Raw genomic sequence first — 13,585 nt, forward strand, 5'->3', positions numbered from 1 at the left:
CAATCACTGCGATTTCGCGTTCCATACCCTGAACAGCGGCTCCGCCAGAAACAGCACGAACAACAGCCTCATCACCTGCAGCGCCGTCACCAACGGCACCGAAAGCTGCAAGGTCTCCGCCGTCAGGCTCATCTCGGCAATCCCGCCAGGCATCATCCCCAGGGTCAGCGAGCGCAGGTCCAGCGCAGTCATCACGCTCAACACCCACGCCGCACTGCCGGCAATCAGCATGCACAGCGCCGTGGCCAGCAGCGTACGCCCCAAAAATGAGGGGGCGCGGCGGAAGAACGCACGATTGAAATGACAAGCCAGGCCGCTACCGATCAGCCACTGGCCGACTTGGCTGGCGCCGTTGGGCAGGGCGATCTGCAGGTTGCCCGCCAGGCTAATCGTAGCCGCCACCAGCAAGGGTCCGAACAGCCAAGGGTTAGGCTGGCGCAACCGCTGCCAGAGGAAGCCGACCACCACGCCCAAAGGTGCGATCAACGCCAGCCAGCCCCAACTCACACTGCCAGCATGGTTGAGCGGCACACCGTCACCGATCAGGAACTTGAACAGCGCGGGAACACACAGCACCACGGCCAGCACGCGTAGGCTCTGCGCCGCCGCCACTTGGCTGAGCACTGCGCCGTTGCGCGCGCCGAGGTTGACCATCTCGCCCGAGCCGCCAGGCATGCTGGCAAAAAATGCCGTGGCACGGTCCTCGCCAGTGCGACGCAGCAGCCACACCCCGACCACGCTGGAAACGGTAGTGAACAGCGCGGCGAAGAAGATCAGCAGGAAATGGCTGGCCACCTGCTCGATCACCGCCGGGGTGAAGTGCAGGCCGATACCCAGGCCAATGATGCACTGGCCGCATTTGCGGCCGTTGGGGATTTCCGATAGCTGCCAGGGCGTCAGGCAGCGCACCAGGATGATTGCCAGCAACGAGCCGACCATCCAGGGCAAAGGCCAGCCGACCTGGCTGGCGAGATAACCGCCCGCCAGGCCGACCAGCCCGGTTGCCCAGAACAGCGGCAGTGACCGATCAGGCATCGGCCATTGCCCGGCGCTGCAGGCTGCGCTTGCGCCAGATCCGCAGCAGCGGCAGGCACAGCATGCACACCACCAATGCCCACACGCCCATGCTGATCGGGCTGGACCAGAGGATGCCCAACTCACCGTTGGAGATCGACAGCGCACGGCGCAGGTTCTGCTCCATCAGGCCGCCGAGGATGAACCCGAGCAGGATCGGTGACAGCGGGAAGTCCAGCTTGCGCAAGATGTAGCCCATGATGCCGATGCCGACCATCAGGAACAGGTCGAAGGTGGTGGCATGCACGGCATACACGCCGATCGCGGTGATGATCGCGATCACCGGCACCAGCGCCCAGTTAGGCACGGCCAGGATGCGGGTGAAGATGCGGATCATCGGGATGTTGAGGATCACCAGCATGATGTTGGCGATGAACAGCGAGGCGATCAGGCCCCAGACGATGTCTGGTTGCTGTTCGAACAGCAGCGGGCCCGGGGTGATGTTGTACAGGGTCAGCGCACCGATCATCACTGCGGTGGTGCCCGAGCCTGGAACACCCAGTGTCAGCATCGGCACCAGGGCGCCACAGCAGGACCCACCGATGGCGGTTTCCGGAGCAGCCAGGCCGCGGGCATCACCCTTGCCGAAGGTGCCGCTTTCACCGGCGATGCGCTTCTCGGTCATGTAGGCCACGGCGCTGGCCAGGGTTGCGCCGGCACCCGGCAGCACGCCCATGATGAACCCGAGCAGGCCGCAACGGATGTTGACCACAAACACCGAGGCCGCTTCCTTGAAATTGAACAGCATGCGCCCGGTGGCCTGGACCGCCTGGTGGCCGTGGTGGGTCTTTTCCAGCAGCAGGAGAATCTCGCTGATCGAGAACAGGCCAAGCACCAGCACCACGAACTGAATGCCGTCGGCCAGGTGCACGCTGTCACCGGTGAAGCGGTACACGCCACTGTTGGCGTCGATGCCAACTGCCGATAGGAACAAGCCGATCAGTGCCGCGATAAAGGTCTTCAACGGTTTATCGCCGGCCATGCCGCCTAAAGCGACGATGGCGAACACCATCAGTACGAAATATTCCGCCGGGCCGAAGGCAATCGCCCATTTCGCCAGTAACGGCGCGAACAGCACCATGCCGCAGGTGGCGATGAAGGCGCCGATGAACGAACTCCACGCCGACAGCGACAGGGCTACGCCAGCCAGGCCTTTGCGGGCCATCGGGTAACCGTCGAGGGTGGTCATCACGGTCGAGGCTTCGCCAGGGATGTTCAGCAAGATCGAGCTGATCCGCCCGCCGTACTCACAGCCCAGGTACACCGCCGCCAGCAGGATCAGCGCCGACTCTGGTGGCAGGCCGAGGGCGAAGGCAATCGGAATCAGCAGCGCCACGCCGTTGATCGGGCCCAGGCCCGGCAGCAGGCCGACCACGGTGCCGATCAAGGTGCCAGAAAGGGCGGTGACCAGGTTGTACGGGCTCAGGGCGACGCCGAAGCCCTGGCCCAGGTAGCTCAAGGTATCCATGTGTCAGTTCTCCAGTACGCTCAGCAGGCCAAGGGGCAGGGGGACATCCATCACGCGGTCGAACAGCCAGTAGAGGAACAGGCTCATGCCCACCACCACGATGGCGCTGTGCAGCCAGCGGCCGCCATACAGCCGGGCCATGGGCAGGCCCACCAGGCTGGCGCTGAGGATGAAGCCCAGGGCTTCGAAGGTGCTGGCGAAGACGATCAGCAGGCCGACGCAGGCGGCGATCTTGGTCAGGGTTTCGCGGTCCAGCGCCGGCTCGTCGTCCTTGTGCACGATGGGCGTAGGGCGGATCGCAAGGTAGAGCAGGCCCAGGCCCATCAGGCCGAGCATCAGCAGCGGGAAGGCACGAGGCCCGACCGGTTCGTAGGAAAATGCTGCCTGGTAAGGCCAGGCCATCACGGCCAGGGCGGCGCACACCGCCAGCAGGACCAGGGCGAAAAGGCGTTGCAGGATCATCAAGAAGTCCTCGGTTTTGTTCGGGACGACGCGGATCCCTGTAGGAGCGGATTCATCCGCGAAACGGACACCGCTGGTGTCTGGCCAGGGCTTTGCCCTGGTTCGCGGATGAATCCGCTCCTACAGAGAGCGAGTTGCAGCTCGATTTACTGAATCAGCCCAAATTCCTTGGCCAACGCCTTGTAGTCCGCCACCTGTTTCTTCACATAGCCATCCAGCTCGTCACCGGTCATGGCGAACGGGAACAGCTCGCGCTGGTCACGCAGCTTGGCGAAGTCTTCGGAGGCCAGCATCTTGTCGAAGGACTCTTTCCACCAGGCGTAGTCCTCATCGCTCACCTTCGGCCCCAGGTAGAAGCCACGTACCACTGGCCAGACGATGTCGTAGCCCTGCTCCTTGGCGGTAGGAATGTTCTTCATTTCCGGCTCGTCCAGGCGGTTTTCCGAGAACACCGCGAGGATGCGCATGTTGCCGCTCTGGATGTGCGGCATGGAGTCGGAAATGTCAGTGGAGCCGACCTGAATGTGGCCACCCAGCAACGCGGTGGCAATTTCGCCGCCGCCTTCCAGTGCCACGTAACGCAGGTCGCGCGGGTTGATGCCGGCCGCCTTGGCGATCAGCGCGGTCTGCATCCAGTCCTGGCTACCGACGGTGCCGCCGGAGCCGATCACCACTTTGCTCGGGTCTTTTTTCAGCGCCGCGACCAGGTCGTCGAGGGTCTTGTAGGGCGAGTCGCTTTTCACGGCGATGGCCCCGTAACTGGTGCCGACCGCTGCCAGCCATTTCACGGCGTTTTCATCGAAGCGGCCGAACTTGCCCTGGGCAAGGTTCAGCAACGAGCCGCTGGACCACGCCACCAGGGTGCCGACATCGCCCGGGCGCTGGGCGACCACGGCGTTGTAGGCCACCGCGCCGACACCGCCAGGCATATAGGTGACACGCATCGGTTTGCTGAGGATCTTCTCCTGCACCAGGGCGCTCTGCACCAGCTTGCAGGTCAGGTCGAAACCGCCGCCGGGCGAGGCCGGGGCGATGCATTCAGGGCGTTTCGGTTCAGCAGCGAGGGCATTGCCGGCCAGCAGCAGGCAACCGGTGGCCAGGACGAGGCGGCGCAGTGAAAAGGTCATCGTCTATCTCCGTGAGCATTGTTGTTATGGGGTTACCACAGGGCGACGCTGTAACTCACCAGCAGCCGCACCTCGTCCGCATCGCGGGCGAAGTTGGAGCGGAAGGTGGCGTTGCGCAGGCGCACGGCGACGTTTTTCAACGGGCCGCTTTGTACCACGTACTTGAACTCGGTATCGCGTTCCCACTCCTTGCCCTCGCCACCGGCGGCGCGGCTGACGTTGTCGCCGTTGATGTAGCGGGTCATGAAGGTCAGGCCGGGAATCCCTAAGGCGGCGAAGTTGTAGTCGTAGCGCGCCTGCCAGGAGCGCTCGTCGGCACCGGCGAAGTCGTTGATCTGCACGAAGTTGACCAGGTACGGGTCGGCGCCATCGATGTAGGGGAAGGCGCTGTCGCCGCTCAGTTGCTGCCAGGCGCCGCTGACCTTGTGCCCGCCCAGGGTGTAGCTGAGCATGCCGTTGAAGGTGGTGTTGTCGATGCGCCCGGCCTTGGCCGCGCCGGCATCGTCACTGATCGCCAGACGCAGGTCGGCGCCGAAGGTGCCTGGGCCCCAGGGTTGGGTGGCGAGCAGGCCGATGAAGTGCTGGCGGTAGATGTCATCGAGCTGGGCGAAGTGGTAGCTGCCGGTGATACGGTCGGTGAACTTGTAGTCCAGTCCCGCCAAGTCGAGGTTGTCGGCGCTGTATGTGCCACCGAAGCGGCCATTCTTGTTGTTGAGGGCCAGGTCTTCCCAGTTGGTGTCGTTACGGTCCTTGGCCTTGTCCAGGCGCCCGCCGGTGAAGGTCAGGCCTTTGATTTCCTGCGAGGTCAGCAGGCCGCCTTCGAAGGTTTGCGGCAGGATGCGGCCATCGTTGGGCTGCAGGGTCGGCAGTTCGGGGATCAGGGTGCCGACCTTCAGTTCGGTTTTCGACACTTTCACTTTGCCGGTCAGGCCGAGCTTGGAATATTCGTCGGCCGCCTTGCCGTCATCGTGGGTCGGCAGCAGGCCGGTGTCGGTGCGGTCGGGGCTGGAGTCGAGCTTGATGCCAAGCATCCCCAGCGCGTCCAGGCCAAAGCCCACGGTGCCATCGGTGTAGCCGGACTCGAAGTTGAGCATGAAGCCCTGGGCCCATTCGTCACGCTTGGATTGCTGCGCGCTGGTGCCGTCGCGGAAGTCGCGGTTGAAGTACATGTTGCGGGTTTCGAAGGTCGCCGTGCTGTCTTCGAAGAAGGCGGCCTGGCTCATCGGGGCGACGCCGGCAAGCGCAAGGGCGCTGGCGATGGCGGACGGGCGTGCGGACAGGGAACGGGTAGGCGCGAACGCCTGCGGCTGCGATGACAGCATCGAGATGGCTCCGTTTATTGTTCTTATTCGTTGCACCTTGCTGGTGCTTTTTTCGGCGCGCGGGGCGACCGTGGTGCGATGCTAGGTAACGAACCTTTCGCTAACCTTTCAGCCTGAAAGGTTTGTTACAAGGGGCTTCACAGCGCGGGCGACAGCGGTACACTCCGCGCCACCGCCCCACCCGAGCAGGGAGAATCCGATGCGTGTGCTGCTGGTCGAAGACCATCTGCAACTGGCCGAAAGCGTGGCCCAGGCCCTCAAAAGCCATGGCTTGACCGTGGATGTATTGCACGACGGCGTGGCTGCCGACCTGGCGCTGGCCAGCGAGGAATACGCCGTTGCCGTGCTCGACGTGGGCTTGCCGCGCATGGATGGCTTTGAAGTGCTGGCGCGCCTGCGTGGGCGCGGCAAGACCCTCCCAGTGCTGATGCTGACCGCGCGCAGCGATGTCAAAGATCGGGTGCATGGGTTGAATCTGGGGGCCGACGATTACCTGGCCAAACCCTTCGAGCTGACCGAGCTTGAAGCCCGGGTCAAGGCCCTGCTGCGGCGCAGCGTGCTGGGTGGCGAACGCCAGCAGCGCTGCGGGCCTCTGGTATACGACCTCGATACCCGGCGTTTCAGCCTCGGCGAGGACAACCTGATCTTGACCTCGCGCGAGCAAAGCGTGCTCGAAGCGCTGATCGCCCGCCCAGGGCGGGTGATGAGCAAAGAGCAGCTTGCTGCCCAAGTCTTCGGTCTGGATGAAGAAGCAAGCCCCGACGCCATCGAAATCTACATCCACCGCCTGCGCAAGAAACTCGATGGCCAGCCGGTGGCCATCGTCACCTTCCGCGGCCTGGGCTACCTGTTAGAGCACCGCGATGCGTGACAATGGCAGCCTGCGCGGGCGTTTGCTGGGCAACCTGGCGCTGCTGCTGGTAGTGCTGATGCTGGCCAGCGGGCTGAGCGCCTATTGGAATGGCCGCGAAGCCGCCGATACGGCCTACGACCGTACCCTGCTTGCCTCGGCCCGGACCATCTCCGCCGGCCTTTCGCAGCGCGACGGCACCCTCAGCGCGGACGTGCCCTACGTGGCCCTCGACACCTTCGCCTACGACAGCGCCGGGCGCATCTACTACCAGGTGCTGGACATCCACCAGAAGCTGATTTCAGGGTACGAAAACTTGCCGCCACCACCGCCTGGCACACCGCGCACAGACGATTACCCAGCGCTGGCGCGTTTCTATAACGCCACATACCTGGGCCAGGACGTGCGTGTGGTTAGCCTGTTGAAGGCGGTGAGCGAGCCGAACATGAACGGCATGGCCGAAATTCGCGTGGCCGAAACTGAAGAAGCGCGGGTGGCCATGGCCCGCGGGCTGATGGCCGACACTTTGCTGCGTCTGGGAATGCTGGCGCTGGGCGCCTTGGTGATGGTCTGGTTCGCGGTGAGCGCGGCGCTGCGCCCGCTGGAGCGGCTGCGCACGGCGGTGGAGGAGCGCCAGCCGGACGACCTGCGCGCATTGCCGCTGGTGCAGGTTCAACGTGAGTTGAGCCCGCTGGTGCGTGCCTTGAACCACTTCACCGAGCGTTTACGCGGGCAGTTCGAGCGCCAGGCGCAGTTCATCGCCGAGGCCGCTCACGAATTGCGCACGCCGCTGGCTGCGCTCAAGGCGCGGGTCGAGCTCGGCTTGCGCTCGCAGCAGCCAGAGGAATGGCGACAGACCCTGGAGTCAGCCGCGCAGGGCACTGATCGCCTGACCCATTTGGCGAACCAGTTGCTGTCGCTGGCGCGGGTCGAGAATGGTGCCCGGGCAATCGCCGAAGGTGGTGCCCAGCGCCTTGACCTGAGCCAGCTGGCCCGCGAGCTGGGCATGGCCATGGCACCGCTGGCGCACAATCGGGGTGTGGCGCTGGCACTGGAGGCCGAAGCGCCGGTGTGGCTCAAGGGCGAGCCTACGCTGCTCAATGAATTATTGAGCAACTTGGTGGATAACGCGCTGGCGCATACCCCGGCGGGTGGCAATGTGATCTTGCGGGTGCTGGCGCCAGCAGTGCTGGAAATCGAGGATGATGGGCCCGGGATCCCAGAAGATGAGCGTGAGCGGGTGTTTGAACGCTTCTACCGGCGCAGTGCCCAGGGGAGCGGGCTGGGCCTGGCGATTGTCGGCGAGATCTGTCGTGCGCACCTTGCTCAGATCAGCTTGCACGATGGCGAAAACGGTGGGTTGAAAGTCAGAGTGAGCTTTATTGCCGACTGAGGCGTTGGCGGGTTAGCGCAGCATGCTCCGCGCTTCCAGCAGCTCATCGACTTCCAGCTCCGTGCCGTACGGCAAGCCGAGATGCCGATAGGCCGGCAAGGCCGCCAGAGGCCGGCTACGCCCGCGTTGGCTGATGCAACGGGCAATCTGCACCACGTCGATGTAGTCGACCTTTTCGGTTTGCCGGTCCAGGTCCTGAACCTGGCTCGGCAGGTTGACCAATTGCTCGGGAAACTCCCATGACGAAAGAATCTTGTCTCCCAGCACCGGTTGGATCTGCTCAATCACATAGTGCAGGCAGACCGGGTCGGAGAGCAGTTCGTTGTGTTCCTCGGCATAGATCAGCACCGGCAGCGCGCCGATCTGGTGAACCAGCCCGCCGAGGGTCGCCTGGTCTGGTTTCAGCTGTGTATAGCGACGGCAAAGTTCATAGCTGATGCCCGCCACTTCCAGGCTGTTGGCCCAGATATCCCTGAGTTTTTGCTCCACAGCCGAAGAGCGGGCATGGAAGATCTGCTCGATCACCAGCCCGATCGCCAGGTTGCAGCTGTAGTTGATACCCAGGCGGGTGATGGCCGTATGCAGGTCAGTCACCTCGACCGCCGCGCGCAGCAGCGGGCTGTTGACCACCTTGATCAGACGCGCGGAGAGTGCGGCATCGCGGCCGATCACCTTGCTCAGGGCGGCAACGCTGATCTCGGTGTTCTCGGCGGCCTCGCGGATGCTCAGGGCGACTTCCGGGAGGGTCGGCAAGACCAGGTCATCGTTGGCGATGGCAGCGAGCAACTGTGCTTGAACCATCTCGGCCAGCTTGTTCATGTACGTCTCTAGCGCAGGGGGGGCGGGCTGGTTAGCGCTGGATTTCCCGGTCGCGGTCCAGTTCGTAAGGCAGGCTCGACACCTCAAGCCGTGGGCCTTGCAGGCTACCCAGGTGCAGGTTGTCGTCTTCCACCGCGTCGGCCGTCAGCACCGCCAGCAGTTCGCAACCCTGGCCCGTACTGGCCGCAAGAACAACCTCGCCAACTGACGATCCATGGGTAGGAGAAAAGATTTCGCTGCCGGGTGCTGGAATGTCCAGCTGATCGAGCAGCAGGCGGTACTGACGGCGCTTGAGTTTGCCCAGGTACTGCATGCGGGCGACGATCTCCTGGCCGGTATAGCAGCCTTTCTTGAAGCTCACGCCATCCACCGCCTGCAGGTTGATCATCTGCGGAATGAACAGCTCGCGAGTCGGGCCCATGACCTGGCCGATACCGGCGCGGATCTGCCCCAGCAGCCAATCGTTGAGACTGCCTTCGGGCAGCGCGGCGGCGAGTTTTTCGCGAACACCTGCAGCAGCATCCGCAGGCGCCCAGAGTTCCACGCGTCCTTCGGACACGGCAATGGCGATCAGGCCTTCATGGCGCACGGTGGCGCCTGCGCTGGCCGGCACGCTCAAGCCTAGCGCCTGCAGCGCCGCATCACCGCCCTGCAGGCCGAAACGCGCCCAGGCGGCGCTTTCGTCCGCAAGCGTGGCCTTGGAGAACACCGCATACTTCTTCAGGTCGGCCATTTGCGCGTCGAGCAGTTCGCTGGCCATCGCCAGCAGGTAGCCGTTGCCTTCGGGCAGGATACGGAAGCTCGACTGCATGCGCCCTTTGACCATGCAGCGTGCGCCAAGGCCGGCGTGCTCAAGGCTGAGGTAGTTGATGTTGCAGGTCAGCTGGCCCTGCAGAAACTTGCCGGCGTCGGAGCCGCGGACGGCAAGGATGCCCTCGTGGGACAGGGGGCTGAAGAAAGCGGAATCGGCCATGGGGGATCGCGGTGGCTAAAGACTGGCGGCCATCATAGAACGCCAGTAACAAAATAGGTAGGTGACTAGACCAACGCCTCGTGCCGCTTCTTGCGCCTGGCTGTATACTGGCGGCCCATTTGAGGAGGGCCCCATGGTCGAACAAACTGAACTCAACCGGCTTTTCTGGCACAGCCGCCGTGGCATGCTGGAACTCGACGTGCTGCTGGTGCCTTTCACCCAGGAAGTCTACGCGACCCTGAGCGAAGCCGACCGCGAACTCTACGTGCGCCTGTTGAGCTGCGAGGATCAGGACATGTTCGGCTGGTTCATGGAACGCACCGAGTCCGAAGATCCGGAGCTGCAGCGCATGGTCCGCATCATTCTGGATCGTGTCCAGCCCAAGTGAGTGTTTCGAGTGCCGCTGGCAGGGCTCGCGCCTGTTGCTGGTGGCCTATCTGATTTGCCTGGGGTTGGCGCAGTTTGCCTTGTGGTTGAGTGCCTTGCCCTGGTGGTATTGCCTTCCTGTCGCAGGCGCTTGTCTGGCCCATGCCTGCTGGGTAATCCCTCGACGTATCCTGCTGACCCATGCCCATGCCGTCACCGGCCTGCGGCGCGATGCGCTTGGCTGGCGGCTGTTCACCCGGGCCGAGGGCTGGCAGGTGGTGCGCCTGTGTCGGGACAGTGTGGCGCTTCCAGGCTTGGTGGTGTTGCGGTTTGTTCGCCCTGGGCATTGGTTTGGCGAAAGCCAATGTATCGTCAAGGATGCTGTAGAGGCTGATCAACATCGGCGCTTGCGGGTGAGGCTGAAGTTCAGCCGGCGCAGGTGGGCCGAGGTAGCGGTGCCTTGATCAGGCACCGCTTGGCTTTCAGGTCGGGCTGAGGATGGTGTCCTTGGCTTCAGGCAACATCCCCGGGTAATCCAGGGTGTAATGCAACCCGCGGCTTTCCTTGCGCTGCATGGCCGAGCGAATCATCAGCTCCGCCACCTGGGCCAAATTACGTAGTTCGATCAGGTCGCGGCTGACTTTGTAGTTGCTATAGAACTCGTCAATCTCGTCCAGCAGCAGGCGGACGCGATGTTCGGCGCGTTGCAGGCGTTTGCTGGTGCGCACGATGCCCACGTAGTCCCACATGAAACGCCGCAGTTCGTCCCAATTGTGCGCAATGATCACATCCTCGTCCGAGTCGGTGACCTGGCTGGCGTCCCAGCAGGGCAGGGCCTTCGGCATGGCGATCTGATCCAGGTGCGCCTGGATGTCGGCAGCAGCGGAGCGGCCGTACACAAAGCACTCCAGCAGCGAATTACTGGCCATGCGGTTGGCGCCATGCAGGCCGGTAAAGCTGGTCTCGCCAATGGCATACAAGCCGGGTACATCGGTGTGGCCGCGATCATCGACCACCACACCGCCGCAGGTGTAGTGGGCGGCGGGGACGACCGGGATCGGCTGGCGGGTAATGTCGATGCCAAAGGTCAGGCAGCGTTCGTAGACGGTCGGGAAATGGCTCTTGATGAAGTCGGCGGGCTTGTGGGTGATGTCGAGATACACGCAGTCCACGCCCAGGCGTTTCATCTCGTGGTCGATGGCGCGGGCTACGATGTCGCGCGGTGCCAGCTCTTCGCGGGGGTCGAAGCGCGGCATGAAGCGTTCGCCATTGGGCAGGCGCAACAGGGCGCCTTCGCCACGCAAGGCTTCAGTGATCAGGAAACTCTTGGCCTGCGGGTGATACAGGCAGGTCGGGTGGAACTGGTTGAACTCCAGGTTGGCGACCCGGCAACCGGCACGCCATGCCATGGCAATGCCATCACCGCACGCGCCGTCAGGGTTGCTGGTGTAGAGATAGACCTTGGCTGCGCCGCCGGTGGCCAGCACGGTGAAGCGAGCACCGAACGTGTCCACTTCGCCGCTGTTGCGGTTCAGTACATAGGCGCCCAGGCAGCGATCGCCTGCCATCCCCAGACGACGCTCGGTAATCAAGTCGACCGCCACACGCTGCTCCAGCAACTGGATGTTCGGGCGCTTGCGGGCTTGTTCCAGGAGCGTGGTGAAGATAGCTGCGCCCGTTGCATCGGCGGCATGGATGATGCGCCGATGGCTATGGCCGCCTTCACGGGTCAGGTGAAACTCGAAACCACCGTCGTCAACGCTGTGATGTTCGTCGCGGGTAAACGGTACGCCTTGTTCGATCAGCCATTGAATGGCTTCGCGGCTGTGCTCGACAGTGAATCGTACTGCCGCTTCGTCGCATAGGCCGCCACCGGCGTTGAGGGTGTCCTCGACATGGGACTGCACGGTATCGGTGTCGTCCAGTACCGCAGCGACACCACCTTGGGCCCAGAATGTGGACCCGTTGCTCAAGTCACCTTTGCTCAGCACCGCAATGCGCAAGTGGCTGGGTAGGTTGAGTGCCAGGCTGAGACCGGCGGCGCCGCTGCCGATCACCAGGACATCATGTTGGAATTGTTGGCTCATGTCGGGACACTAGTAATCTTTGGGAGGGGCACGGCACAATAGTCACGCGCAGATGGCATTGTGAAACTATCGTCAATGCAGGCCGGGTTGCCTTTATAGCAGCCTGCAGTGGCCAATTTCCATGCCACCTACGACGTTACGGCAATCCTGATGGGAACTTTCCTACACGACCGGAAATCCTATGAAGGCTGCCCGTGCGCCAAAATTTCGCGCGGCGACGCGTGGCGGCAGCTCTATCCGGGCTGACACCTGCGTATCCGAAACCTGATTATCGACGCAGCCGGCCGTGCCCGCGCCGCGTCTTCCGTGCGAGCCGACCAAGGGCCGCAGGAAACTTGCTTGGAGGAGAGAACTTTTGCGAAAAGCCCGAGTCTATGTTTGCAAGCCTGAACGATGGCTTTTGCAACGCTCCTTCAAGTTTACTGAGGAGTGTTCATGCTAACCCAGGAAGAGGATCAGCAGCTTGTCGAGCGCGTTCAGCGCGGCGACAGGCGAGCGTTCGATCTGTTGGTGCTGAAGTATCAGCACAAGATTCTCGGGTTGATCGTGCGGTTCGTACACGATACCCACGAGGCCCAGGATGTGGCGCAGGAAGCCTTTATCAAGGCATACCGTGCGCTTGGCAATTTCCGCGGAGACAGTGCGTTTTATACCTGGCTGTACCGCATCGCCATCAACACGGCGAAGAACTACCTGGTGTCCCGTGGAAGACGGCCACCAGACAGCGATGTGAGCTCCGAGGATGCGGAGTTTTACGACGGCGATCATGGTCTCAAGGATCTCGAGTCCCCAGAACGCTCCCTGTTGCGGGATGAAATCGAAGGCACTGTCCATCGCACCATCCAGCAACTGCCCGAAGATTTGCGCACGGCGTTGACCCTGCGCGAGTTCGATGGGTTGAGTTACGAAGACATTGCCAGTGTCATGCAATGTCCGGTGGGTACCGTGCGCTCTCGAATCTTCCGCGCTCGGGAGGCCATAGACAAAGCCCTGCAGCCGTTGTTGCAGGATTCCTGAGACAGCGGCGACAGCCAAGAGAGGAACCGCCATGAGTCGTGAAGCTTTGCAAGAATCGCTGTCCGCGGTGATGGACAACGAAGCGGACGAACTGGAATTGCGACGTGTGCTGAGCGCCGTCGATGATGCCGAAACCCGTGCCACCTGGTCGCGTTACCAGGTTGCCCGCGCAGCCATGCACAAGGAGTTGCTGCTGCCTAAACTGGATATTGCCTCGGCAGTGTCTGCCGCACTGGCTGACGAAGCCGTGCCAGCCAAGGTCAAACAGGGCCCGTGGCGCAGCATTGGCCGCCTGGCCGTGGCTGCCTCGGTTACTGTGGCAGTACTGGCTGGCGTACGTATGTACAACCAGGACGAAATAACCGGCGCCGAGCTGGCTTCGCAGCAGCCTGCCCAGCAAGGCCTGAGCATGCCACAAACTCAGGGTCCGGCCGTTTTGGCAGGCTATAGTGAAAGCAGTGAGCAACCGACCGGGCCGATGGCCAACGGCGTGCTGCAGAACCAGGCCGGCTGGGATCAGCGTCTGCCGGGTTATCTGCGCCAGCATGCGCAGGAATCCGCGCTCAAGGGCACCGAAACCGCTCTGCCGTATGCCCGCGCCGCCAGCCTGGAAAACCGCTAAGTAAG

General features: G+C 63.0%; 14 protein-coding genes. 6 read left to right on the forward strand and 8 right to left on the reverse strand.

Annotated elements, in window-relative coordinates; genetic code table 11:
- Window positions 1–3 precede the first annotated feature (3 nt).
- The 5 genes from ACIQUF_RS21150 to ACIQUF_RS21170 all read right to left on the reverse strand — a co-directional run bounded on the left by ACIQUF_RS21150 (window position 4) and on the right by ACIQUF_RS21170 (window position 5,453).
- Entirely contained in the window at window positions 4–1,035 is a 1,032-nt protein-coding gene (locus ACIQUF_RS21150; RefSeq protein WP_403135058.1) for an AbrB family transcriptional regulator, read from the reverse strand.
- Window positions 1,028–2,542, reverse strand: a complete 1,515-nt coding sequence (locus ACIQUF_RS21155; RefSeq protein ID WP_403135059.1) for a tripartite tricarboxylate transporter permease — start codon at window positions 2,540–2,542, stop codon at window positions 1,028–1,030. The genes ACIQUF_RS21150 and ACIQUF_RS21155 overlap by 8 nt, the downstream gene beginning before the upstream one ends.
- Before the next feature lie 3 nt (window positions 2,543–2,545).
- A complete protein-coding gene (locus ACIQUF_RS21160; RefSeq protein ID WP_403135061.1) occupies window positions 2,546–3,004 on the reverse strand; it encodes a tripartite tricarboxylate transporter TctB family protein in 459 nt (152 codons plus the stop codon).
- A 146-nt stretch (window positions 3,005–3,150) separates the two neighbouring features.
- A complete protein-coding gene (locus tag ACIQUF_RS21165) occupies window positions 3,151–4,131 on the reverse strand; it encodes a Bug family tripartite tricarboxylate transporter substrate binding protein (RefSeq protein ID WP_403135062.1) in 981 nt (326 codons plus the stop codon).
- A 32-nt stretch (window positions 4,132–4,163) separates the two neighbouring features.
- Window positions 4,164–5,453 (reverse strand): OprD family porin, encoded by a 1,290-nt coding sequence (locus tag ACIQUF_RS21170; RefSeq protein WP_403135065.1) that lies wholly within the window; start codon window positions 5,451–5,453, stop codon window positions 4,164–4,166.
- A 199-nt stretch (window positions 5,454–5,652) separates the two neighbouring features.
- On the opposite strand from ACIQUF_RS21170, the gene ACIQUF_RS21175 reads away from it, so the two are divergent.
- Both ACIQUF_RS21175 and ACIQUF_RS21180 read left to right on the forward strand, forming a co-directional pair.
- Window positions 5,653–6,324 (forward strand): response regulator, encoded by a 672-nt coding sequence (locus tag ACIQUF_RS21175; protein ID WP_400800307.1) that lies wholly within the window; start codon window positions 5,653–5,655, stop codon window positions 6,322–6,324.
- Window positions 6,317–7,696, forward strand: a complete 1,380-nt coding sequence (locus ACIQUF_RS21180) for a sensor histidine kinase (protein WP_403135066.1) — start codon at window positions 6,317–6,319, stop codon at window positions 7,694–7,696. The genes ACIQUF_RS21175 and ACIQUF_RS21180 overlap by 8 nt, the downstream gene beginning before the upstream one ends.
- A gap of 12 nt (window positions 7,697–7,708) precedes the next feature.
- Here ACIQUF_RS21180 and ACIQUF_RS21185 read toward each other — a convergent pair whose 3' ends face one another.
- Both ACIQUF_RS21185 and ACIQUF_RS21190 read right to left on the reverse strand, forming a co-directional pair.
- The gene (locus tag ACIQUF_RS21185) at window positions 7,709–8,515 is read right to left on the reverse strand and encodes an HDOD domain-containing protein (RefSeq protein WP_403135068.1); all 807 of its coding nucleotides are present in this window, start codon (window positions 8,513–8,515) and stop codon (window positions 7,709–7,711) included.
- Window positions 8,516–8,546: 31 nt separating this feature from the next.
- Entirely contained in the window at window positions 8,547–9,488 is a 942-nt protein-coding gene (locus ACIQUF_RS21190; protein WP_403135071.1) for a YgfZ/GcvT domain-containing protein, read from the reverse strand.
- Window positions 9,489–9,621: 133 nt separating this feature from the next.
- Between ACIQUF_RS21190 and ACIQUF_RS21195 the strand changes: the two genes are divergently transcribed.
- A complete protein-coding gene (locus tag ACIQUF_RS21195; protein WP_401080052.1) occupies window positions 9,622–9,876 on the forward strand; it encodes a succinate dehydrogenase assembly factor 2 in 255 nt (84 codons plus the stop codon).
- Complete coding sequence (locus ACIQUF_RS21200; RefSeq protein ID WP_403135073.1) at window positions 9,860–10,318, forward strand: protein YgfX; 459 nt, start codon at window positions 9,860–9,862, stop codon at window positions 10,316–10,318. The genes ACIQUF_RS21195 and ACIQUF_RS21200 overlap by 17 nt, the downstream gene beginning before the upstream one ends.
- A gap of 18 nt (window positions 10,319–10,336) precedes the next feature.
- Here the strand turns inward: ACIQUF_RS21200 and nadB are convergent, their stop codons facing one another.
- On the reverse strand, window positions 10,337–11,941 hold the full coding sequence (nadB, locus tag ACIQUF_RS21205; protein ID WP_403135075.1) for an L-aspartate oxidase: 1,605 nt from the start codon (window positions 11,939–11,941) through the stop codon (window positions 10,337–10,339).
- 435 nt (window positions 11,942–12,376) lie between these two features.
- On the opposite strand from nadB, the gene rpoE reads away from it, so the two are divergent.
- Together rpoE and ACIQUF_RS21215 are read left to right on the forward strand one after the other, a co-directional pair.
- A complete protein-coding gene (rpoE, locus tag ACIQUF_RS21210; RefSeq protein ID WP_312933718.1) occupies window positions 12,377–12,958 on the forward strand; it encodes an RNA polymerase sigma factor RpoE in 582 nt (193 codons plus the stop codon).
- Between the two features lie 31 nt (window positions 12,959–12,989).
- On the forward strand, window positions 12,990–13,580 hold the full coding sequence (locus ACIQUF_RS21215) for a sigma-E factor negative regulatory protein (protein WP_403135078.1): 591 nt from the start codon (window positions 12,990–12,992) through the stop codon (window positions 13,578–13,580).
- The last annotated feature ends 5 nt before the right edge of the window (window positions 13,581–13,585 follow it).

The sequence above is a fragment of the Pseudomonas sp. NPDC090233 genome (assembly GCF_044772285.1).
Taxonomy (GTDB): Bacteria; Pseudomonadota; Gammaproteobacteria; order Pseudomonadales; family Pseudomonadaceae; genus Aquipseudomonas.

Bases quoted from the DNA above. Each gene is read 5' to 3' on its own strand.
- ACIQUF_RS21150 (WP_403135058.1), bottom strand. From the start codon at position 1,035: ATGCCTGATCGGTCACTGCCGCTGTTCTGGGCAACCGGGCTGGTCGGC.
- ACIQUF_RS21155 (WP_403135059.1), bottom strand. From the start codon at position 2,542: ATGGATACCTTGAGCTACCTGGGCCAGGGCTTCGGCGTCGCCCTGAGC.
- ACIQUF_RS21160 (WP_403135061.1), bottom strand. From the start codon at position 3,004: ATGATCCTGCAACGCCTTTTCGCCCTGGTCCTGCTGGCGGTGTGCGCC.
- ACIQUF_RS21165 (WP_403135062.1), bottom strand. From the start codon at position 4,131: ATGACCTTTTCACTGCGCCGCCTCGTCCTGGCCACCGGTTGCCTGCTG.
- ACIQUF_RS21170 (WP_403135065.1), bottom strand. From the start codon at position 5,453: ATGCTGTCATCGCAGCCGCAGGCGTTCGCGCCTACCCGTTCCCTGTCC.
- ACIQUF_RS21175 (WP_400800307.1), top strand. From the start codon at position 5,653: ATGCGTGTGCTGCTGGTCGAAGACCATCTGCAACTGGCCGAAAGCGTG.
- ACIQUF_RS21180 (WP_403135066.1), top strand. From the start codon at position 6,317: ATGCGTGACAATGGCAGCCTGCGCGGGCGTTTGCTGGGCAACCTGGCG.
- ACIQUF_RS21185 (WP_403135068.1), bottom strand. From the start codon at position 8,515: ATGAACAAGCTGGCCGAGATGGTTCAAGCACAGTTGCTCGCTGCCATC.
- ACIQUF_RS21190 (WP_403135071.1), bottom strand. From the start codon at position 9,488: ATGGCCGATTCCGCTTTCTTCAGCCCCCTGTCCCACGAGGGCATCCTT.
- ACIQUF_RS21195 (WP_401080052.1), top strand. From the start codon at position 9,622: ATGGTCGAACAAACTGAACTCAACCGGCTTTTCTGGCACAGCCGCCGT.
- nadB (WP_403135075.1), bottom strand. From the start codon at position 11,941: ATGAGCCAACAATTCCAACATGATGTCCTGGTGATCGGCAGCGGCGCC.
- rpoE (WP_312933718.1), top strand. From the start codon at position 12,377: ATGCTAACCCAGGAAGAGGATCAGCAGCTTGTCGAGCGCGTTCAGCGC.
- ACIQUF_RS21215 (WP_403135078.1), top strand. From the start codon at position 12,990: ATGAGTCGTGAAGCTTTGCAAGAATCGCTGTCCGCGGTGATGGACAAC.